Source organism: Elizabethkingia bruuniana (assembly GCF_002024805.1).
Taxonomy (GTDB): Bacteria; Bacteroidota; Bacteroidia; order Flavobacteriales; family Weeksellaceae; genus Elizabethkingia; species Elizabethkingia bruuniana.
The window spans coordinates 2,755,238-2,776,869 of sequence record NZ_CP014337.1; the positions used below are offsets into that span (position 1 = coordinate 2,755,238).

A 21,632-nucleotide genomic window follows, 5' to 3' on the forward strand; every position below is an offset into this window, starting at 1 on the left:
GTGTCGGAGTCTTAATTCCGACACGGTTCATTAAATTGTAATGGTTTCCTACAAGAGATTTGTTTTATAAATAGGAATTTCTTTGTTCAATAACGGGAATGTTCCTTCATATCTAAATGGAGGGATTCCAAATCCATAAAACATATCTGCCTGAATTTTCCCTTTCAGCTCAAAAGGCATACTTCTGTTAGGAACTAACTCTAATTTTAAAGATGGTACAGCAGCCACTCTCCCTCTGATGCCTGAATTGGCAATTGAGGCCGTTAAAAACTGTAATCCTACAGCTCCTTTTACTTCTACTCCTACTTCTGCAGCCAGCTCACCATCAACTTTCGTAATTTTTGGTCCGGTAATAGTTTGTAAATTGACATTCAGATCTGGTTTCACACCCACTAAAAAGTTAGCCTTCCCGGTAAGAGAAAAGAGCTGTAATTGCACTCTTCCGGTAGCACTTGCTCCTACATAAGGTCCTGCAGCAATAGTAGGACTTATAATAAGTCCGGTAGGTCCTAATACTATCGGTACAATAGGAATATTGATATAATCTGTTACGCTTAGTGTATAACCTAGTTTCCCTTGGATATTTGCCAATGCCTGAAGACTGATATCATCCATAATAAAGTCAACATAGTAACTGGATAAGTGCCCCAAAGAAAAAGAAATATTATACTTTATCTTTGGCGTAAATCCTCCTTTTACATTAATATCTGCTGCGGCCGTAACTGGCCCCACCTGTTGTGCAGGTAAAGGAATAGTCTTATCAAAACTAAAATACTTGAAGTTAATCGTGTTACTAATTGCATTCTTCTCAATATTGGCACTCTTCTGAATATTAATTGCTTTAGCTTCCAGGTTACTGATTTTAGCATTTGCTGCCTGCGAGATCAGTCCTTCTACAGGTACATAATTGGCTTGTTGACCATTTACCTGCAATGAAGCCTGTTGCGAAGGATCATATACTCCGCTGATATTTCCGCTGTAAATAACTTCTTCAAGCTTTGCAGTTGTGGTCTTGAAAATAGTCTGACTACCCGTTCCGGACACAGAAACTACTTTAGCCAGAATATTTTTGATCTTATCGTTTTCTATCTTAGTCGCTACAATAACAGTTCCTTCTTTTATACTATCCGTCTGATTCGTAGTATAATTAAAGCTTATCTGTTGGTCATTATCTGTAATAGCCTGTACAGATTCATCATTCAGGACGATTACATTTTTTTGTAAAACAAGATCGCCATAAGTTTTATAGCCACTGTTATTTGCAGAACTTTCCGGAAGCTTATTTCCGGTTGTATCATCTCGTGAGCATGAGCTTAGAACGAATGATAAGAACAAAGAAAAAAATACAATTGTGTATAACTTTCTTACACTTGGGGGTTGAAATCTTTTTTTCATTGATAAAAATTTAATGTGTTTGGGATTCAGTGATACAGTCTTAGAAAAAAGACTGCCTTAATACTCTACAATTTATGAAAAAAAGAAAATTTTAATATTAACTCAGAATTAAATTCTACCTAAATGATAGACAATTATAAAATCGCTGGTAAGTAAATCTCCCTGATAAAAGCCAATTCCTGAAAAAGAAGACCTTCCATTTTTTAGTATGCTCCGCACAAAGGTTTTTAGTTTAAAATTTAAATTCTTGATACGATAACGAACCTCTCAAATATATTATCATTACATTTTCCTCAATTAACCAAATATCTTAATGGTTTATTTTACCATTTAGAATTTAAGAAAATTAAGGAGCCTATAATCCTCTAAATACATTATACTTATTCCAACAAAGCCTTGAATATATTATCATTACATTTTTCTTAATTAACTAAATATCTTAATAATTCATTTTACTATTAAGAGTTTAAGAAAATTAAGGAACTCCATAATATTCTCAATTCGTTACATTTATTCCAGCAAGGCTGAATATATTATCATACATTTTTCTTAATTAACTAAATATCTTAATGGTTTATTTTACCATTTAGAATTTAAGGAAATTAAGGAGCACTATAATGCTCCCAATACATTATATTTATTCTGACAAAGCCCTGAATAAAATATATTCAAGACTTCATCTTCAAAACAAATAAGACTTATTTCTGGATAATCTTACGGATTACAGGATCAAGATTACTTGGCAAGTCTGCATTTTTAATCTCAAATTTCTTTACCCCCATTGCAGTTAACCAATCTGTCCAGTACTGGTGGATAACATCTTCTTCGTATGGGCTGTTTTTTGCAGGATTAATACCTACCACCAACACTTCAAGATTCTGAAGTCCTTCAGTAGCAGGGATAAAACCTAACTTATTTTTAGCAATCAATTCTTTATAATTTGAAGTCGTTAGCTTTTTACTTCGTATAAATTCAGGGGTAAGAAAAGAGCTTTTATTACCCTCAGTAAACTTGCTGTCTTTATGATACATATAGCCATCCGTAATAATAACCAGAATATTGCGGTGCTTATCTTTTATACAGTAATCCTTTACTTTATTTTTAAAAAACCGCCAGATATCTGCGCCTGTATATTGTTTCCCACGAATAGCCGATTGATAAATCTGAGGTGGAATCTCTGTAAAAACCTTATCTACTCCCGTTATTTGATCTTTTGTAGAATTCTTGTCGAATTTCACTCTAAGTTGCTGACTAAGCTTGTTCATTTGTGGATTCTGAGGTTCAGGATCAAAGAAAACCTGCATCTGGTCATTCAACTGAAGTATCTTCTTATGTTTGATATGATCGACAAAGGCTTGCTCTACACTTTTTATATAATATAAATCCCGCTGATAATAAGGCATGGAAGCATTCGGATACTTCACAGGATCTATTCTGTCCGACAAATCCAGCAAAAAACTAATATTAAGATTTTTATCTGCCACATTAGTTATGTTTTCATTACTTGCCGCAGAATTATTTACTTTATAGGGAATGTTTTCTTTACCACAATTTTGTAATAGAGAGGTTATAAATATTAAAAATATAAATTTAACTTTCATAGCAGATATTTTTATAATATGGGTAGATACACCGAGTTTTGAGTTTCATGGTTGGCACCAACGCTTTCCATGTGATCATCATAAGTTTTAAGACATTCATCTACCAATTCCTGCTTTTCATGATTAGGAAGGAAAAGCTTCTCATAAATAAAAGTGGTCCAGCCTTGTGTATATTCAGATGCATAAAGCACATATTCCTTAGTCGGAATAATTACGGCATCTATTATGCGTTGCAGTTCTGCAATCCTCCCTTGTGCATTTACAATACGTTCACGAATGTCGTGTTGCTCTTTTACAAGCGTTTCTTTCTGCTGTTCAAGCTCTGTAATTCTTTCTCGATGAATTCGGATATCCTGTTCACGTTTTTCCTGTTCATGCTTAATCTTATCTTTTTCTTTGTGTTCTTTCATAATAAAATCGAACACCAAGCCCCAAATGATATAAACAACAAAACCGGCAAATATAATCCCCCAGAACTGGATTTTGGTAAATGCTATAGACAAGTCGAATGGTGGAGAATCAAAAGTTTTATTCAGGTTATAGATTTTCTCTTCTATCTGGTAGGCTAAGATTACATCAAATACAAAAGTCGTGAGAAACAAAACACCTACTTTAAAATAGTTGAGTTTTGTTTTATTCTCCCCATACATATGAATTAAATAACCTAATCCTAGAAACACAAACGGAATTAGCGTAACAAAAGCCCCTTCCAATGTACCATCTTTCCATGCCACTTCAAAAGCTTTAGGGTCGAGCATATTCATGATAAGATTACTCTCCGGATCGAATGTTTTGAAAAATGCTGAATAAGAAGTAGAAATATAAAATGTAAACAGGTACAAGCTAATTGGAATAAGGATCATAAAACCTATCCAAAATTTTGTAGAGGCACCTTTTGTAGCCTTTATGTGGTATTTTTCAGGATTGCGGGCCAGATCATTAATTTCAAACTTTATACCCTCCACTACATCTTTTATTTTCTTTATTTGCTCTTCAACTCTGGAAGTTTGTTCTTCTTTATTTTCCTGACTGACATGTAATGCTTTTATCTCAGTCTCTTTATTTTTTTGTTCATTGTAATAAGGCTCTTTTATTGCCCTTTGCTTGTCCACCTTTTCTTTTTCTTCATTCTGAAACTTGGCATAAATAGCATTGAGAGAAATAGACAGTGCTCTGGGACTGCCTATATTTCGTCCGCCTTCTCTGTGTCCGGATTCATGATAAGTTCTCTTTCTTACTTCTTCTTTATCTTCAGCAGATTCTTCCGGATTTATATCTTTATTATGATTTCCATTAATTAATCCGGATGGCTTTAACCGGAACAGGTTTTTGATTTGAGTTGTCATGATTCTTTAATTTTGAAGTTCATACAATATATCGCTCTTTGTTTTTCCGCTTTTTACGGCTTCTAAAAGATAATTGGCAATTGCAGATACGTTTTCTTCTACAAAGCCAAAAAGCTTTATATACTTTTCCAATGCCGATCTTTCGTTATTGTCTACATGATCATCTGCCCAAATCATGAGTACAAGATCATACAGATAATCTATTTTATCTTCCAATGTTTGGGGAAGCGCATTTTTGGTATCCACAGGATTTAGCAGAATCTCGTCCAGATTCTTAGCTGTAATGCCCCTCTCTTCTGCAAAACGATACAGCATTTTCAATTCAAGCTTACTAAAATTATCATCGCATATGGCCATCTGATAAAGTCTGAGAAAATGCGCTTTTAGATTTTCGGAGATCTGAATATTCATTTTTATTTATTTTGTTTTAAAGGTTGTGGATTCATTATTCTGTCACGCGTATGAGTAACAGGTTCTTTAGGCAATCGCAGAGTTTCTTTCTCTTCTTCCGGTTTCTTTTTGATAAAATTCAGACACAGAAAAAGAATTCCTGTAATAATATCCAGTGGTATCCATAATGACTTTTTATGCAGATATACCGGAAATACAGGATTAAAAAGAATCAGAATAAAGCCGAACACCGCTGTCCAATAATAGATTTTGTTTCTAAAGAGGTGGTATAACGCTACACCGGCTCCAATAAAAATTATAATGCGTAAAAAAGTATAATAATCAATAGGCAGCCGCAATACTGCTATAAAGCAGCATAGTGCACAGAAGAGAAAGAAATACTTCATTTACTTCACATTTTTGGAATGAACAAAACCTTCTGTACCACTTTTGTATACCCGTATTTTATACCATTTTTCTTCTTTATTCAGAAAAATAAGCTTTGAGTTTGGCTGCAAAGTTTCCAGAACTTTAAACTGATCTCCGGGAGCCTTCCGTACCTCAACTTTCTTGTTTATTATATACAGAAAGTTGTCTTCAGCAAGTGCCATTTTATTACTGTAATAATATACCGGGTTCTTAGTACCTTTCGAATTGCTTTTTGAATAGCCTGACTTTAGATTACGACTACTTCCCGAAGATTTCTTTTTTGAATAACCTCCGAAAGAATACGTTTTTCTCTTAGAGGAACTACCGCTGCATACACCACAAGTACCACCTGAAGTACAATGGGCACAACCTGAACAATTGGAGCATGCTGTACAGTTTGCAGATCCTGTACAACCTCTGTTATGATTATCAGCATGCAATGAATCCGGATTATAAGAGGCAATTAATAATCCTGCACCTGTAAATAGAGAGAGTAGTATTTTGATCATACTGTATAATTTTCAAGTGTCTGATGTAATGAATCGCGATGTTTGTATATATCTTCCAGTGATTCCAAGAGCATTCTTTCCCCGGCATCTTTACCATTGTGGAAAAGTTCTATTTGTTTCCTGGATATTCCAAAATGAAAACGACAAACAGGTTTCCGGTTGTTATCATCCAGTAAAACACCAAAATAAGACTGGGTATCTCTGTGGGCAATTCTTTCTGCCGGGATCTTTTCCCTCAGAATAGCCTTTACAATTTGGAAGGCTTCCAGCTCTTCTTCCGTCGTTACAATTTTAGAAACTTCACTATGCTCATCTACAGCTACCGGTTTCGGAGTATTGGTATCCAGTGTTTCGTTGATTACCAGTGCAGATTTTAACCGGGAGCTTATCGATTCAGTAATAGAAATACTCAACGCTCTTTTCGTATACTCCTTGAAAGACTGCATTCGGTTTGCAGTAAGAGGTCGTTCAAAGAATTTATTGACCAATAAACGAACCAGCTCGTCAGACGGATTTTCTATTTCTTTTTCGAATTCCTTCCGGATAGCTCTTATATACTTTAACGCTTCGGCGGAATCCAGAATAGATTCTAAATTATAACTCTGCTTATTAAAGCTTTCTAACACCTTTATAGCGCTGTCTTTCAAGTCTTCCAAATTGATCGTCAGAAATGGTTTATCATCCATAATATTTGGCTTTTCCAAATCTGTATAAAAGTTATACACAATACCGTTGGTCAAAACACCAAATCTTGCTTTGGAAACATGATAATATCTATGAAGCTGTGAATTATGAGCATCTGCATTTTCCTTCCAGTTTTTACATTCTATAATCAGAATAGGTTCCTGATTGTTTTTAATCAGGTAATCTACCTTCTCACCTTTCTTGGTTCCAATATCCGCAATATATTCCGGGATAACTTCTGTAGGGTTGAATATATCGTAACCCAGCATCTGGATAAAAGGCATAACAAAAGCATTTTTAGTTGCTTCTTCCGTTTGTACCTGCTCTTTCAGTCCCTGAATTCTCTGGCTTAGTTGTTCAAGTTTTAATTTGAGTTCCATCATTATTGGTATTAAATTGTTTCGTCTACAAGTTCAGCATCTGGTGCATTATGCTTTACCGATGCTATTCCGGTTTCCATTGAAGACTTTGAAGCATAATATTGGCTTTTCCCAATAATCTCACCATTGCCTGCTTTCAAGACAAAATAATCTTTATCATTTTTAGCCACTCTTCTGTCATATTTGGAGTCGTCCTGAGAATTAACCTTTACGGATGCTATTCCTTTATGACAGGATGCTTTTTGATTATAACCTTCGCTGGTTAAAATAATCTCGCCATTCCCTGCTTTCAGATTGAACTGATATTCACCGTTTACTCTTTTGGTAATTACAAATTTTCCCATAGTGTTATTTTTAATTGGTTTAACACTCCAAAAGTAGATCGCCTGCATAAGCATTCCTTACGGAAACCCGTAAAATAAAAAACCTCTCAAATCAGATTTGAAAGGTTTATAATAAAGAAGCCTTGGCAAGGTTTAGAACCTTGCCAAGGCTATTCTAATTTTGTTTTGATCAAAATGACGGGTTACAAATCTGTGACATCAGCTTTCTAACTTCCCACTTCTAATTTCTAACTTCTTACTTATATCAATCCCATATCCTTGAAAATAGCGACCACTTGTTCGGTTGTATTGACATTCAAGGATTCTTTCAGACCGTTTAGCCTTTTTTCCACACTGCTTAAGCTGGAAGGACGGACTCCGCTATCTTTAAGATGGTCTGATATCGCTTGTTGGCGCATTCCCTGACAAAGTAAGTCTACTAAAGTAATATCATAAGAAGTAAACTCGTAAGAATTTTTATCTTTTATAGACTTTTTCAGATTCAACGAAATGTGTTTCTCATTATTGTAAACCGCTTTTATGGCTTTTTTCAGTTCTTTTGTATCTTCCCTGCCTTTGGAGACATAACCATTGATTTCATATTTACGGAAAAGATCATCTATTATATTCGGCTTTTTCTCAATTGAGAAAACAATAATTTTTATATCCGGTTGTATCTTTTTTACAGCCTCAATAAGCTCGGAACCACTTTTAAGATTCTGTTCCCGGTGATCCTCATCAAAAGACAAATCAGTGATTAACAGCTCGAAAGTCTGTTTTTCATGTATGCCTATTTGCACTCTCTGCAGCGCATCATCACAGTAATAAACATATTTAGATTCTTCTATTTTCAAGTCTTCCAATGCTTTCTCTACAGAAATATTAGAACTTTCATAATCTTCAGCAACAAGGATTTTTTTAAACATCTTGAATTGGTATTTTTATTGAACAGAAAATTTTAACTCGGCTTTAAAGCCTTCTCCACTTACTGCGTCAAAATTAATAGTCCCGTCAATAGATTCCATACGGTTTCCCGTATTTTTAATTCCGTTTTTAGGGGAGAATTTTTCACATCCTACACCATTATCTCTATAACGGATCGTAATTTCTTCATTTATACGGTTCATTCTAATCACAACACGTGTCGCTTTACTATGCTTCTTCATATTGGTCATAAGCTCCTGTAATACATAAAATACTTCAGCCTGAATGTTTTTATTCAGTTTATCCCATTGTATTTCCTCATTTCCAATAATAACCAGCTGCAAGTCATCGGAAGAATAAGATTTCAGCATTTCTGTCAGCTTTTCTCCAAACGGAAGGTCATTATTTTTTTCATGATCATAAGAAATATCCCGCGATTTCTCATACACAATTTCCAAGTCGTCCAGCATGGTCTCTTTATCAATATGTTCCTGATTTTCGAGCTTTGTCATTACCCTGTGAATTCCGTTGGCAACAACATCATGAACTTTTTTGGAATACCTAAGCTCTGTTTTTTTTACTTCCAGCTCTTTTTCCTGTTGTAAAATTTTCTTTCTTCTTCTGTACCAAACTCCACCGCCTATTAATACAAGCCCCAAAATTCCTAAACCTGCATATTGCTTCAGTATCTGATTTTGTTTCTTCACATTATCCGCCTGAGCTTTCTGGAAATTGGCTTTATTCTTTTCGGTTTCATAACGGATTAAGGCAAACTGATTTTTTGCCTTACTTCTGGCAGTCTGTAGGCTGTCATTCAGTTTCTGATAAGTCAGAAAGTATTGTTTCGATTTCTCCGGGTTTTCAAGAATAACTAGTTTTTGAAGAGCTTCAATTTGATCGTCCGGACTTTTCAGTGTTTTAGCAACACCGTACATTTTTGTTGCATAGATTAGTGCTGAGTCAGGTTTCTTTTGGATATAATAATCTGCTAAATGTGCATAACTTGAGTTTTGCCCCCATAGATCTTGTTCTTGTAATCGAATATTAAGCGCTTCTTTTAATTCTGAAACAGGATTATAATTAGCATTTTGTAGCCATTTCGTTTTAGCTAAATTTGTTAATGCTCTTGAATATTCAGTGCTTTTCTTATTGTTGTTTTCTTTTAATATTTGATTGTATACTTTTAATGCTTCAGGATATTTCTTTTGTTCCCTATATGTATTCGCTTCATTATTCGAATACGTTATTATATCTTTTGAATCAGAAGAAAATTTTATTGCTAAATCATAAAATTTAAGAGCTTTCATATAATCTTTTAAATTGTAGGAAGCAATCCCTAGATTATTATAATTAGCATTTATATAATTATAATCTGCTTTTATATCTTCTTTTAAATATTTCATAGCCTCCAAAGAGGTTTCCTGTGCTCCGAAGTAATCACCCTGATCGGTTAAAATAATTCCCATATTCATCAGACATTTTCCAACACCCAAACTGTCATTATTCTTCAGGTAGATTTCTTTTGCTTTATTAAAATTCTGAAAAGCATTAATGGGGTCTTTCTTATCCAGGTATGACCAAGCTTTTTCATAGTAAGGATTATCTACTTTCTCAGATTTATTAACATTACTTTCTTTAGTTTTTGTACATGAAACCATCAAGACAAATAATAAAAAATAGAGTATTCTCAAGATTATTATATTTTCAGCCTAAGTTAAAAAAATAAAGCGTAAAATATTCGTTCTTCATTTTTTATAGCATCAATACATTCATAAGTATCTTCTTTTATACGAAACCTAACAATGCTTCCCCGTATACTTTGCATGGTAAAGAGAAAGGCAGCATTTCTGCTGCCTTTTGATTAAATTACTTTCTTGGTGTTTGTCCATTATCTCCTCCTGTATCTCCGCCGATATCTCCTACTGTATCTCCCGGATCTCCTGAGTCCATGCTGTATGTAGAAATACTAGTTGGGTTGTTTACCGGTGTTGGTGTATTATTATTTGGAAATGCTAAGCCTAGTAGCATTAAAATTAAATTAATCATTATTTCAAAAATTTAAAAATTTGCATAAGTGTTCTTCCCTGCGAAACAGATCACAGGCGGTGTTACACGTTGTTTAAAAAAGAAGCGCTTCTTAAATTTTTGGGAAGTAGGCTTTCAAAAACGAAGGGGCAAATTCTGCTTCCCAACCCAGAGATTTACACTCCGTTTTATCCGGCCATTTTAAAAATCAGTTTTGTACTTTTGTTTTTATAAGTGTTTGTTTATCACTGATTTTGTTATGACAAATATAGACCAGTGACAAGCCATAATCCCAGACAGGCGATGGACAGTAAATGGACAGAGAAATGGGTATTATTATGGAAAACCGTATTTTTTTGGACAGCTATCTGTCTAATTTGGACACGTGATTAATTCTTAATGATAATTCTATGGGAGAAAACTACCAACGTAAGAGAATTTTAGTGCAAAAAGTATTTGAAAAAGTAAAAAATGAAACTCAAAGAAATACCAAAAATTCTATTGCAGAATATCTAAGTACACATTTCGAGGAGAGATTTAGTTTGTCAAGAGATACTGCAACATATGCTCGATATCACAGAAGATTGATTGAGCAGAATGAGGATTATAATATTGATGACTTAATGCTGAAACATCTAAGTCAGTATCTGGGCTATAAAGATTTTGATGACTTCTCCCAAAACATTAGTATTGAAAAAGAAAAAGGTGATACTACTGTAAAAATAAGTATTAACGAAGATGAAGAATCTTTATCCGCCAGGCTTTCCAATATATTTGTCACCATTACCAATGCACCGGTTTTCAATCTGTCTGATTTTTTTCAGAACAACAAAGCCAATATGGGGATTATAGGAATTATTCTTGCCGGATCACTTATTGGTGGTACTATATATAATAAGGACAAACCTGGTTCAGGTATTACAACTACGACGGGATTGCTTCTGAAAGAAAAGAAGTGCATGTATTGGAACGACAGTACTTATACTGCTACTGTATGTGAAGATAAAAACCCTCACCGTATCATTATTCCTATAGATTCTACAGAGCTTGATTATTTCAAAAAAATTACAAGACCCGATACTTTAACTCCTGAAAATGCGCTGGGCAAAATCTGGTATTCCAAACGTTGGAACAAGGTTGACTTTTTTACCACTACTAATAGAAAAGGAACTAATCCTAAAAACGGGGCGACATTGCGGCCGGTTACTGAAATGATTATTGAAAAATATGCACATGCAGAATAACTATATATGATGGTTGATGGTTGGTAACTGATAACCGACAACTAACATCCGGCAATTGACACCTGACAACCAACAACTTGCTAAATTAACAGAACTTAAAATTCTATGTCTGTAAAAGGAAAAGAATTGTTGTATATTTGAAAGAGGTTAGATTTTTGCATAGCTTTTACTTCATTCAACATCACGATACCATAATGCAGCATAACGATTACAATGAGTCCGGTTACATTCATTTTGAAAACTTTTTTGCAGAACCCAAACTGCAAGAGACTGAGCGTATTCTGAAAAAATTCCATAAAAGCTGGCTGGCAGTCAATGCCGAAGGTTATAAGAACGGTTCTATCAACAGCCATAGTATAACATCCGGTGAGTTTATTAACGAACAGGAACGTCTTGCTCTTTTTCGTTTTATCACTCAGGAAAAAATTAAAAGCATTGTTGACTCTATTTTTCCTGAAAAAGCTGTATTTCTGAACACTCAACTATTTTTTGATCCGTTCAATCCGTTGCAGCAAAATTACTGGCACCGCGATATTCAGTATACCGGATTAAGTATTGATGATCAAAAAGAAGCTATCCAAAGTCAAAACGTTGTACACTTTAGAATTCCTTTCAAACCTGAACTAGGTATTGAATTAGTTCCGGGAACTCATAAGAACTGGGATCTTCCGGAAGAATTAGAGACCCGATTATCTCTAAACGGACATAAGTCCAGTGACAGCCTGGAAAGAGGAAAAGTAATAAGTCTGGATCGTGGAGATCTCCTGGTATTTTCTGCAAATATGATCCACAGGGGCTTGTATGGACGAAACCGTTTCTCTTTCGATATTATTTTCTGTGATGACACACCTGATTTCAAAGAATTTATCGATCCTAAAAATCAGCCTACTCCACAGGAATTAGACGTACTGGACCGTCAGTTATTTCTGAATAATCCCTGAATCGTTTTTAATAATATTGTAAAGCTTTAGCATGACGCTTTATAAATGTTAATCGCTTAAAAACGGTACTGCTTATTTCCGGTTAATTAATAATAAGCTCTAAAAAAGTAACATTAACGATAATATTTTAAATTATGAATCAACTAAAAAACGATTCACCAAATACTAATGATATTAAGGCAGTTTTCTTCGATATTGACGGAACACTGCTAAGCTTTAAAACACACAAAGTTCCGGCTTCCACAGAAGAAGCGATTCGGATTTTAAAGGAAAAAGGCATCCATGTATTTGTTTCTACCGGGCGTTCTTATAATGATATCGGGCATATCAGATACCTGGATTTCGATGGGTTCATTACGTATAACGGTGGTTATTGTATTACCAAAGAAGGTGAAGTATTGTTCAAAAAATGTATTAATCCCAATGATGTAAAAGCATTACTGGATTATGCAGATAACAATCCTTTAAGTTTTTCTCTGATGTCAGAACATGGAAATTTCATTCATGATGTAACACCGGAAATTGCTGGTATGTATGCACACCTCAACCTTCCGGTTCCTCCTTTGGTAGATATGTCGAATACAGATACGGAGAATGTACTTCAGGGTAATATTTTTATTTCTTCCGAAGAAGAAGCTGCATTTATGGCGCAGGTAATGCCGGATTCTGTGGCTTCAAGGTGGTCTCCCCTCTTTGCAGATGTTAATCCTAGTGGCCAAAGCAAGCAGGTAGGTATTGAAGTATTCTGTAAACATTACGGAATAGATGTTTCCCAAACTATGGCATTTGGTGATGGCGGCAACGATGTTACCATGCTGAAGTATGTAGCTTTGGGAGTTGCTATGGGAAATGCTAATCCTGAAGTAAAAGAGATTGCAGATTACGTAACAGATGATATAGATAATGATGGTATTCTGAAGGCACTGAAGCATTTCGGAGTTATAGATTAGGAAAAAAGCGTCTTTCAGACTCGTTTTTGGGAGAACAAATAAACAGAACTAACCGGGAGAGAAATGATTATCCGTTTCTTTTCCGGTTATTTTTTTGACCAATTGTACTTTTGGAAGGATAAAATGTACAGAAAACAGGATGAATTTTGTAAAAAAAATATCCTCCCGAAAAGCCCGCTAATTCTTTATTTCTTTGTATGTTAGCTCCATCTAAACAACAATAAAAATGACTCCGGAAGTAAAGATTACGAACACCGAAATTTTATCCGATAACTGGTATGTATTAAGAAAAGTTACTTTTGAATATACCAAAGAAGACGGCAGCACCCAAACCCAAAGCAGGGAAGCCTACGACAGAGGAAATGGTGCCACCATCCTTCTTTATAATAAAGATACCAGAACTGTTATTCTGACCAGACAGTTCCGACTGCCAACCTACCTCAACGGAAATAAAACAGGAATGCTGATCGAAGCATGCGCAGGACTTTTGGATCAGGACAATCCTGAAGACTGCATCCGCAGAGAAACAGAAGAAGAAACAGGCTACAAAGTAAAAGAAGTTCGCAAAGTTTTTGAAGCCTATATGTCGCCGGGATCCGTTACAGAAATTCTGTATTTCTTTATTGCGGAATATTCTAAAGATATGAAAGTTGCCGAAGGTGGCGGACTGGAAGAAGAGGAAGAAAATATTGAGGTACTGGAAACAGACATTGATAAAGCAATGGAAATGATAGCAACCGGAGAAATAAAAGATGCTAAAACCATTATGCTCCTTCAGTACATTAAGCTCCATCAGATTCTATAACTTAACTACTGCCACTGCTTATGCTCAGCCTTGTATCGTTTATTGGTAACACTACATATCCCACCGAAGTTTCTGTGGAAAATGTATTAGCCTATGAAAACAGATTGTACAAAGCCATGAAAGAAAGTGACACGACCATGCTTGACTTGCTGCTTCATGATGATTTATTGTTTATTATTCCTACCGGAGAAGTTATCACCAAAGAACAGGACTTAAAAAATTATAAAGAGGGTATAATAGAAATTGAAGAGCTTATTCCTCAAACAGAAAGCCTGAATATTATAGAAGATACAGCAGTCATTACGCTAACCATAATATTAAAAGGAAAATTCAGAGGAAACAGTTTTGAAACCCAATACCGCTATATCCGTTTTTGGAAAAGAATTGAAAATGAACTAAAAGTAATTGGTGGAAGCTGTATTCCTTCCATAGCATTAACGGAATAAAATAACATTCAATTAAAATACCGACTGGTATATTTTTCGTAACTTTAATACATTTCAAAAATAATAACATGAATGTTAAAAAAGTAGCAATAGTCGGCTATAACAGAACTCCTTTTGTAAGGTACAATACCGTCTTTGCCAATGCAACCAATCAGGATCTTCTTCTTTCCGCTCTTCAGGGACTTATTAACAAATATAACCTTCAGGGAAAATTATTAGGCGAAGTTGCCGGAGGTGCTGTTATTAAGCACATATCCGAAAGTAATCTGATCCGGGAAACTGTAATGAAAACCAATCTGGATCCGGCAACCCCAGGTTGTGACCTTCAACAGGCATGTGATACAGGAATTGAGGCCGCTATTTATATTGCGAACAAAATAGCTCTCGGGCAAATTGACTGTGGCATAGCCTGTGGTGTAGAAGTGATGAGCAATATTCCGTTTGAAAGCAGTCTTCGGTTAAGAAAAGCTTTACTGAATGCTAATAAAGAGAAAAGCACTTTTGGTAAAATAAAACAATTATTCAAGCCCTCACTAAAAGACTGGTTTCCTATCCCCTACAAAGGCCAGGAACCGGAGACCGGACTGGTAATGGGTGAACATACTGAGCTAACAGCTAAATATTACCAGATCTCCAGAGAGGAGCAGGATGCTTTATCTTTAAAGAGCCACCAAAAACTGGCCAAAGCCTACGATGAAGGATTTTATGAAGATATGATCACTCCTTATCTGAATGTAAAGGAAGATAACAACCTTCGAAGAGATACCAGTCTGGAAAAACTTGCATCCCTAAAACCAGCTTTTGATAAAAAGAACGGGACGCTCACTGCCGGTAATTCAACTCCGTTTACAGACGGAGCATCAACAATACTACTAGCCAGTGAAGAATGGGCTGAAGCAAACGGTCTTCCGATTCTGGCTTATATCACTTATGCAGAACTTGCCGGCATTGAATATGTGCAGAACAGACAAAATCTGCTTCTGGCTCCTGTTTTTGCAGCCGACAGAATGCTGAAAAAAGCAAATATGAAGCTAGAAGACTTTGATTATTATGAAATTCATGAAGCTTTTGCCGCACAAATTCTGGCAACGCTGAAAATATGGGAAACAAAAGAATTGGCTTTACAATTTGGTTTACAGGATGCCCTGGGAAAAGTCGATTCTGAAAAATTAAATGTAAAAGGTGGTAGTCTGGCAGCTGCTCATCCGTTTGCAGCTACCGGTGGTCGAATTATTGCTACACTGGCTAAGCTTCTGAATGGGAAAGGCAGTGGAAAAGGGTTTATTTCTATTTGTGCAGCCCGTGGACAGGGAGTTACCATGATTATAGAAAAATAAATTTCAGAATAAAAAGATAGAAAAAGGGAGACTGTTAACAGCCTCCCTTTTTACAATTTAAACTACTTTAACTTATTACTATTACTTTTTGTCTTTTTACACATTTTATCTTCCTTTTGCCTTGTCTCCACGCAAAGTCATCACCGTACTCAGAACCGTTGCCACCAGTTTACCCATTTCATTCTCAATGGTACACTGATAAACTGTAATTGTTCTGCCCCTTTGAACGGGTTTTGCATAAGCAACCAGCGTATCATTCCATACAGGTCTGAAAAAATTAATTTTCAGCTCGATACTGGTAAAGCTCTCCCCTTCTTCTATTACAGTGGAATGCGCTGTTCCTATAGCTGCATCTGCCAACTCACACAACATTCCGCCATGTACAGTTTCTTGTTGATTTGCATGAATTTTCACATCAGTTTTTAAAGAAACATGAGCTTCTCCATTATCAATTCCCGTAAGCTTAAATTTTAATGTTTCCGAAATAGCTGTCGGATATTGCAAGAAAGTATTGTATCCTTCAACAGATTCCTGGTTCACAATTTTTTTAAGATAGTCCAGTACAGGTATTTTTTCCATATATTTTGTAATAATCTGGTGTGAAACAAATCTACTATATAATAGCTATGAAAATTTTGAAAGGGTATTTTAAATATATATAGCTTCAATAGCTAAAATACATTACTCCAGAGCTTTTCAGATATTAATTGCCGGCTGACCATATGCTAGCATATAAGCTTCTTTTAGCACTTCTGTATAAGTCGGATGAGCATATGAAATACTGAACATGTCTTTAGCAGTTACTTCATATTCCAAAGCCACTACCGCCTGAGCAATACTGTCCGCAGCCCTTGGACCAATGATATGTACGCCAAGAATTTCACCGTATTTAGGATCTACCAATACCTTTGCAAAACCTTCCATATTCATAGAAGCCCGGGCTCTTGCGCTGGCTGAGAAAGGAAACTTTCCGGACTTATAATCTATATTATTCTTTTTAAGCTCTTCTTCTGTAGCACCTACAGAGGCTACCTCAGGCCATGTATAAACAACCGAAGGAATACGTCCGTAGTGAATATGAGGTTTCTGCCCATTAATCGTTTCTGCTACAAAAACACCTTCTTCTTCAGCTTTATGCGCCAGCATTGCACCGCCAATTACATCACCTATAGCATATATCCCGGGAACCGAAGTCTACAATTTTTCGTTTGTTATAATAAATCCCCGTTCATCCAGCTTCACTCCGGTATTTTCAAGACCCAGATTTTCAGTGTATGGTCTCCGTCCCACGGCTACTAATATATAGTCTGCTTCCAGAGAATTTTCAGTTCCGTTTTTGTCTCTAAAATATACTTTTGTATAATTACCAAGGTTCTCAGCTTTATAAACTGCCTGCTGCAGGCGAATATCCATCCCGTCTTTCTTCAGTATTTTTTGCAGTGTTTTCCCCAGCTCATGGTCCATTGCTGAAATCAGATAATCTGCATATTCCAGAATACTCACCTCAGTTCCTAATCTGTTAAAAACGGAAGCCATTTCTACACCAATCACTCCACCACCAATAATAACCATACTTTTGGGAAGCTCCTTCAGAGTCAATGCTTCCGTAGAAGTTATAATCCTTTCTTTGTCTATATTAATTCCGGGTAAAGCCGATGGCTTAGAACCTGTAGCAATAATAAAATTTTTAGAAGTTACTTTTTGCACAGTTCCTTCATACCGGATTTCGATTGTCGAGTTATCCACAAAAGAAGCTGTGCCTGTTACACAGGTAATATTATTTTTCTTCATCAGAAATTCCAGTCCTTCCGTATTCTTTTGAACAACATCAGCTTTTCTCCTGAACATTTGCCCGAAGTCCAACCCAATTGTGTCCACGTTAATTCCGTGCTGACTAAATTTCTTCAGTGCATCTGAATAATGATGGGTACTGTCCAGCAAAGCTTTTGTAGGAATACATCCCACATTGGTACAAGTACCACCCAAAGTATTATATTTCTCTACCAGCAATGTACGGTACCCCAACTGAGCGCTTCTTATAGCTGCCACATATCCTCCGGGACCTGAACCTATAACGGTAACATCATAATTTTCCATATTGAATTTATTTTAATTCTTTCTTACATTCTCTCTATTACTATAGCACTTGCTCCACCACCGCCATTGCAAATAGCCGCTACACCATACTTTCCATTTTCCTGTTGTAATACATGTGTAAGAGTTGTTAGTATCCTTGCTCCGGAAGCTCCTATCGGATGTCCAATAGCTACTGCCCCACCATAAACATTAATCTTATTGGGAGAAATCCCTAAAAGTTCCTGCATTGAAAGAATGACTGAAGCATAAGCTTCATTAATTTCATAGTAATCAATATCTTCTAATTGTAATCCTGCTTTCTTCAGTGCTTTAGGAATTGCTACTGCCGGTGTAGTGGTGAACCATTCCGGAGCCTGTGCGGCATCTGCATAACCAATAATTTTAGCTAAAGGTTTCAGCTTATATTTTGCAACAGCATCTTCCGAAGCCAGTAAAAGAACCGATGCGCCATCGTTTAGATTACTGGAATTTGCAGCTGTCAAAAGTCCGTCTTTTTCGAATACTGGCGGCAGGCTGGCCATCTTTTCAGGAATTACTTTATATATGTCTTCATCTTCTATAAAGAGGCTCTCCTCTTTCTTATGCTGGACAGGTACTGATACGATTTCATTGCTAAATTTTCCTTTTTGCGTAGCCTCCTGTGCACGTTTATATGAGTTTAGTGCATAATCATCTAACTCTTTCCGTGAAAAGCCAAAGTGTCTGATACCGATCTCTGCAGCATTTCCCATATGAAAATCGTGGTAGACATCCCACAGTCCGTCCTTAATCATACCATCTGTAAGTGTTGCATGTCCGAGTTTGTTTCCATTCCGAATATAAACATAATGCGGTGTGTTACTCATGCTCTCCATTCCGCCTGCCAGTACCAAATCATCAATACCCAATTGGATTTGTTGAGCTCCGAAAATAACAGCTTTCATTCCCGCAGCACAGACTTTATTAATGGTGGTTGCATCTTTATCATCCGGGACACCAGCAAATCGGGCAGCCTGGCGAGCTGGTGACTGTCCGACACCTGCGCTCAGAACATTTCCTAAATACACACTGTCTACAGCAGATTCAGGTATTTGTACTTCATTATAAATAGCTTTAATAACTAAAGCCCCAAGTTGAGTAGCAGTGTAAGAAGCCAGACTACCAAGCAGTCCGCCGACAGGTGTACGTTTAGCTGCTACAATAAAAACATTTTCCATATCAAATTGCATAATATACCAATCGGTATATTTTTAATTAAAAAAATTAGACTCTTATTTCTTCATCAATAATTTTCAAAATACGGTCCAGCGCAATATTTAGTTGTGTTGTACTTCCCAGAGTTCTGGACAATAGTACTCCTCCCTCTATCAGCATCATAATCGTATAAGCATACTGTTCCGCATTGGTATCTGCTCTAAAAGTAACCTCAGCTTTTCCTTCTTCAATAATGCGGACAATTCTTTTGTGCCAGATCATAAAATACTTCTTCACAACTTCCTGAAGGAATAACAAATGATCATCGGCTTCCGTAGCAGCATTCAGCATTGGACATCCGCCGATACTGTATATCTGATCCCAGTTATTTCTGTAAAAATTAACAAAAGCACGCAGACGCAGATAAGCATTTTCTGCAGTACTCATAGCCTCTTCAAATCCTTTGTATAAAAGAGCTGCATTGTATTTAAATGCTTCAGTTACCACCTCATCTTTACTGTCAAAATTCCCGTAAATACTACCTTTAGACAATCCGGTCACTTCCGTGATATCCGACAACGATGTGGCCGCATATCCTTTTGTATTAAATACCGGAGCTGTTTTCTCAATAATAAATAGTTTCGTTTTTTCAGCTTTATTCATTTCCCATTCAAAATTATAAGACAAATATACAAACAAAATATACCAGTTGGTATATTTTAAAAAAGAATTATCTCTTTGTTGATCCATAATAATTATTTACTTATTGTAAATCAGAGAATAAAATTAAATTCTTGCCATAGGACAATATAAGTTGAATCTGATATTGAATAATTTTATTATCTCAAAAAAAATATCTGTTATGCGTAAGTTAATTTTCATTGTACACACCTCTCTGGATGGCTATATTGCTAATACAGACGGAAGTTTTGATGGTTTAAATCCCGGCAGTAATAATCTGGATTATGTTTGCAGTATTGCTGAAGATGCTGATACAATTCTCGCAGGGCGAACAACTTTTCAGCTGCTGAACACTTATTGGCCAGATGCATTTAAAAAGCCTGAAGCCAGCCTTTCCGAAGTGCGTTATTCAACATGGTACAACTCCACCCGGAAAGTAATTGCATCCAGAACAATAGATGCTCCGGACAAAAGTACAGCAATCATACACAAGGATATACCAGAATACATAAGGAAACTAAAACAGAAAAAAGGCAAATCCATTGTCATATTCGGAAGTCCGGCACTGTTCCAATCCATATTACCATTTGATCTTATAGACGAATATCACATTATTCTGTATCCTGTAATTTTAGGAGATGGCATTCCGTTATTTAAAGGAAACTATGACAGACAGGAATTCTTTTTCTCAGGGATTACACCATTAGCTAATGGCGAAGTTGCTTTAAAATGTCTTACCGGTAAACACTAGATTCTTTATTAATAATATATCTTTGGCAAGAAAAAGCAGGATAAATTTATCTGCAAAAAATACCTGTCAATTTTTCGGTTGTCCGTCTGGTACTGTACCCGATAACTTTGTATAAAATTAAAATTATGGAACTGACCAAAGATATTATGTACAAGGCGATCGTCTCTAAAGACATCTCTTTTGAAGGTATATTTTTTACAGCCGTAAAAACAACCGGCATATTTTGCAGGCCTTCCTGTACCGCACGAAAGCCTAAAATAGAAAATGTAGATTTTTTCACAAACGTGAAAGACTGCATTACGAGTGGCTACAGACCATGTAAGGTATGCAAACCTATGGAACAGCTTCATCAGGTTCCTGAAGACATTCAGAAAATAATGGATGAGCTTCAGCAGGATCCTTCTCTAAAATTTAAGGATTTCGATCTCAAAAAGCGAGGAATGGAACCCAGCAGCATACGGAGGTGGTTTCTAAAAAATTATGGAATAACTTTTCATGCATATCAGAGGATGTTCAGAATAAATTCTGCTTTCAAAAAAATTCAAAGTGGTGAAAGCATCACTCATTCTGCATACGATGCAGGTTTTGAATCTTTAAGCGGATTTGGAGATTCTTTTAAAAACATTTTTGGTGTATCTCCCAAAAAAGGAAAAGAACAGAATATTATCGATCTCCAAAGAATTGAAACACCTCTGGGAACTATGATTGCCTGTGCGACTGAAAAAGGTATTTGTTTGTTGGAATTTAGTGACCGGAAAATGTTGGAAACCGAACTGAAAACGATTGCAAAAATTCATAATGCTGTAATTGTACAGGGATATAATAAATTCTTCAAGGAACTGGAAAACCAGCTACAGGAATACTTTTCCAGAAAAAGAACAATATTCTCGGTTCCGCTGCATCCACTGGGATCAGAGTTTCAGAATAAAGTATGGAAAATTCTTCAGGATATCCCTTATGGAATTACAAAATCTTATAAAGAACAGTCTATTGCCATCAGCAGTCCTGAAAGCGTCCGTGCTGTAGCCAATGCCAATGGGATGAACAGAATTTCTATCCTTATTCCGTGTCACAGAGTTATTGGTTCGGACGGAAACCTTACCGGTTATGGCGGCGGTATCTGGCGAAAGAAATATCTTCTGGAAATGGAAAGAGGAGAACAATCACTTTTTTAGTTTATACTTTTGCCGGATTCCGTACA

At 36.0% G+C, this 21,632-nt stretch carries 22 protein-coding genes and 1 pseudogene; 8 read left to right on the plus strand and 15 right to left on the minus strand.

What is annotated here, in order from left to right; translation table 11 throughout:
* Window positions 1-48 precede the first annotated feature (48 nt).
* The 11 genes from AYC65_RS12770 to AYC65_RS12820 all read right to left on the minus strand — a co-directional run bounded on the left by AYC65_RS12770 (window position 49) and on the right by AYC65_RS12820 (window position 10,027).
* Entirely contained in the window at window positions 49-1,395 is a 1,347-nt protein-coding gene (locus AYC65_RS12770) for a hypothetical protein (protein WP_034866750.1), read from the minus strand.
* A gap of 698 nt (window positions 1,396-2,093) precedes the next feature.
* Window positions 2,094-2,996 carry a hypothetical protein gene (locus tag AYC65_RS12775; RefSeq protein WP_034866748.1) on the minus strand — a complete coding sequence of 301 codons (903 nt, stop codon included), beginning with the start codon at window positions 2,994-2,996 and terminating at the stop codon, window positions 2,094-2,096.
* An 11-nt stretch (window positions 2,997-3,007) separates the two neighbouring features.
* A complete protein-coding gene (locus AYC65_RS12780) occupies window positions 3,008-4,342 on the minus strand; it encodes a beta-carotene 15,15'-monooxygenase (protein ID WP_034866746.1) in 1,335 nt (444 codons plus the stop codon).
* Window positions 4,343-4,348: 6 nt separating this feature from the next.
* A complete protein-coding gene (locus AYC65_RS12785) occupies window positions 4,349-4,753 on the minus strand; it encodes a hypothetical protein (RefSeq protein ID WP_034866744.1) in 405 nt (134 codons plus the stop codon).
* Window positions 4,754-4,755: 2 nt separating this feature from the next.
* Entirely contained in the window at window positions 4,756-5,139 is a 384-nt protein-coding gene (locus AYC65_RS12790) for a DUF6804 family protein (RefSeq protein WP_034866743.1), read from the minus strand.
* On the minus strand, window positions 5,140-5,670 hold the full coding sequence (locus tag AYC65_RS12795; RefSeq protein ID WP_034866740.1) for an SH3 domain-containing protein: 531 nt from the start codon (window positions 5,668-5,670) through the stop codon (window positions 5,140-5,142). It abuts the gene before it with no gap.
* Entirely contained in the window at window positions 5,667-6,734 is a 1,068-nt protein-coding gene (locus AYC65_RS12800) for a type I restriction endonuclease (RefSeq protein ID WP_034866901.1), read from the minus strand. Before AYC65_RS12800 ends, AYC65_RS12795 begins: the two co-directional genes overlap by 4 nt.
* Window positions 6,735-6,745: 11 nt before the next feature.
* Window positions 6,746-7,078 (minus strand): YegP family protein, encoded by a 333-nt coding sequence (locus tag AYC65_RS12805; RefSeq protein ID WP_034866899.1) that lies wholly within the window; start codon window positions 7,076-7,078, stop codon window positions 6,746-6,748.
* Between the two features lie 239 nt (window positions 7,079-7,317).
* Window positions 7,318-7,983 carry a DNA-binding response regulator gene (locus AYC65_RS12810; protein WP_034866737.1) on the minus strand — a complete coding sequence of 222 codons (666 nt, stop codon included), beginning with the start codon at window positions 7,981-7,983 and terminating at the stop codon, window positions 7,318-7,320.
* Between the two features lie 15 nt (window positions 7,984-7,998).
* Window positions 7,999-9,639, minus strand: a complete 1,641-nt coding sequence (locus AYC65_RS12815) for a tetratricopeptide repeat-containing sensor histidine kinase (protein WP_034866734.1) — start codon at window positions 9,637-9,639, stop codon at window positions 7,999-8,001.
* Window positions 9,640-9,847: 208 nt separating this feature from the next.
* Window positions 9,848-10,027: a hypothetical protein gene (locus tag AYC65_RS12820; RefSeq protein WP_034866731.1), complete on the minus strand. Its 180-nt coding sequence runs from the start codon at window positions 10,025-10,027 to the stop codon at window positions 9,848-9,850.
* Between the two features lie 389 nt (window positions 10,028-10,416).
* Here AYC65_RS12820 and AYC65_RS12825 point away from each other — a divergent pair, with 389 nt between their 5' ends.
* From AYC65_RS12825 to AYC65_RS12850, 6 genes are all read left to right on the plus strand, one after another.
* Window positions 10,417-11,250, plus strand: coding sequence for a hypothetical protein (locus AYC65_RS12825; RefSeq protein WP_034866730.1), 834 nt, complete (start codon window positions 10,417-10,419; stop codon window positions 11,248-11,250).
* Window positions 11,251-11,444: 194 nt separating this feature from the next.
* On the plus strand, window positions 11,445-12,191 hold the full coding sequence (locus AYC65_RS12830; RefSeq protein WP_034866727.1) for a phytanoyl-CoA dioxygenase family protein: 747 nt from the start codon (window positions 11,445-11,447) through the stop codon (window positions 12,189-12,191).
* 134 nt (window positions 12,192-12,325) lie between these two features.
* Complete coding sequence (locus AYC65_RS12835) at window positions 12,326-13,141, plus strand: Cof-type HAD-IIB family hydrolase (protein ID WP_052114598.1); 816 nt, start codon at window positions 12,326-12,328, stop codon at window positions 13,139-13,141.
* 226 nt (window positions 13,142-13,367) lie between these two features.
* A complete protein-coding gene (gene nudK, locus AYC65_RS12840; protein WP_034866726.1) occupies window positions 13,368-13,946 on the plus strand; it encodes a GDP-mannose pyrophosphatase NudK in 579 nt (192 codons plus the stop codon).
* Between the two features lie 20 nt (window positions 13,947-13,966).
* The gene (locus AYC65_RS12845; RefSeq protein ID WP_034866725.1) at window positions 13,967-14,392 is read left to right on the plus strand and encodes a nuclear transport factor 2 family protein; all 426 of its coding nucleotides are present in this window, start codon (window positions 13,967-13,969) and stop codon (window positions 14,390-14,392) included.
* Window positions 14,393-14,460: 68 nt separating this feature from the next.
* Window positions 14,461-15,729, plus strand: coding sequence for an acetyl-CoA C-acetyltransferase (locus AYC65_RS12850; protein ID WP_034866724.1), 1,269 nt, complete (start codon window positions 14,461-14,463; stop codon window positions 15,727-15,729).
* Window positions 15,730-15,834: 105 nt separating this feature from the next.
* On the opposite strand, the gene AYC65_RS12855 is transcribed toward AYC65_RS12850, so the two are convergent.
* The 4 genes and pseudogenes from AYC65_RS12855 to AYC65_RS12870 all read right to left on the minus strand — a co-directional run bounded on the left by AYC65_RS12855 (window position 15,835) and on the right by AYC65_RS12870 (window position 19,662).
* Window positions 15,835-16,308 carry a PaaI family thioesterase gene (locus AYC65_RS12855; protein ID WP_034866723.1) on the minus strand — a complete coding sequence of 158 codons (474 nt, stop codon included), beginning with the start codon at window positions 16,306-16,308 and terminating at the stop codon, window positions 15,835-15,837.
* 117 nt (window positions 16,309-16,425) lie between these two features.
* A pseudogene (lpdA, locus tag AYC65_RS12860) lies at window positions 16,426-17,826 on the minus strand (dihydrolipoyl dehydrogenase).
* 23 nt (window positions 17,827-17,849) lie between these two features.
* Window positions 17,850-19,022 carry an acetyl-CoA C-acyltransferase gene (locus AYC65_RS12865; protein WP_234300334.1) on the minus strand — a complete coding sequence of 391 codons (1,173 nt, stop codon included), beginning with the start codon at window positions 19,020-19,022 and terminating at the stop codon, window positions 17,850-17,852.
* 46 nt (window positions 19,023-19,068) lie between these two features.
* The gene (locus AYC65_RS12870; protein ID WP_034866897.1) at window positions 19,069-19,662 is read right to left on the minus strand and encodes a TetR/AcrR family transcriptional regulator; all 594 of its coding nucleotides are present in this window, start codon (window positions 19,660-19,662) and stop codon (window positions 19,069-19,071) included.
* 199 nt (window positions 19,663-19,861) lie between these two features.
* Here AYC65_RS12870 and AYC65_RS12875 point away from each other — a divergent pair, with 199 nt between their 5' ends.
* Both AYC65_RS12875 and AYC65_RS12880 read left to right on the plus strand, forming a co-directional pair.
* Window positions 19,862-20,431: a dihydrofolate reductase family protein gene (locus AYC65_RS12875; RefSeq protein ID WP_034866720.1), complete on the plus strand. Its 570-nt coding sequence runs from the start codon at window positions 19,862-19,864 to the stop codon at window positions 20,429-20,431.
* A gap of 125 nt (window positions 20,432-20,556) precedes the next feature.
* The gene (locus tag AYC65_RS12880; protein ID WP_185097698.1) at window positions 20,557-21,606 is read left to right on the plus strand and encodes a bifunctional transcriptional activator/DNA repair enzyme AdaA; all 1,050 of its coding nucleotides are present in this window, start codon (window positions 20,557-20,559) and stop codon (window positions 21,604-21,606) included.
* Window positions 21,607-21,632: the final 26 nt, after the last annotated feature.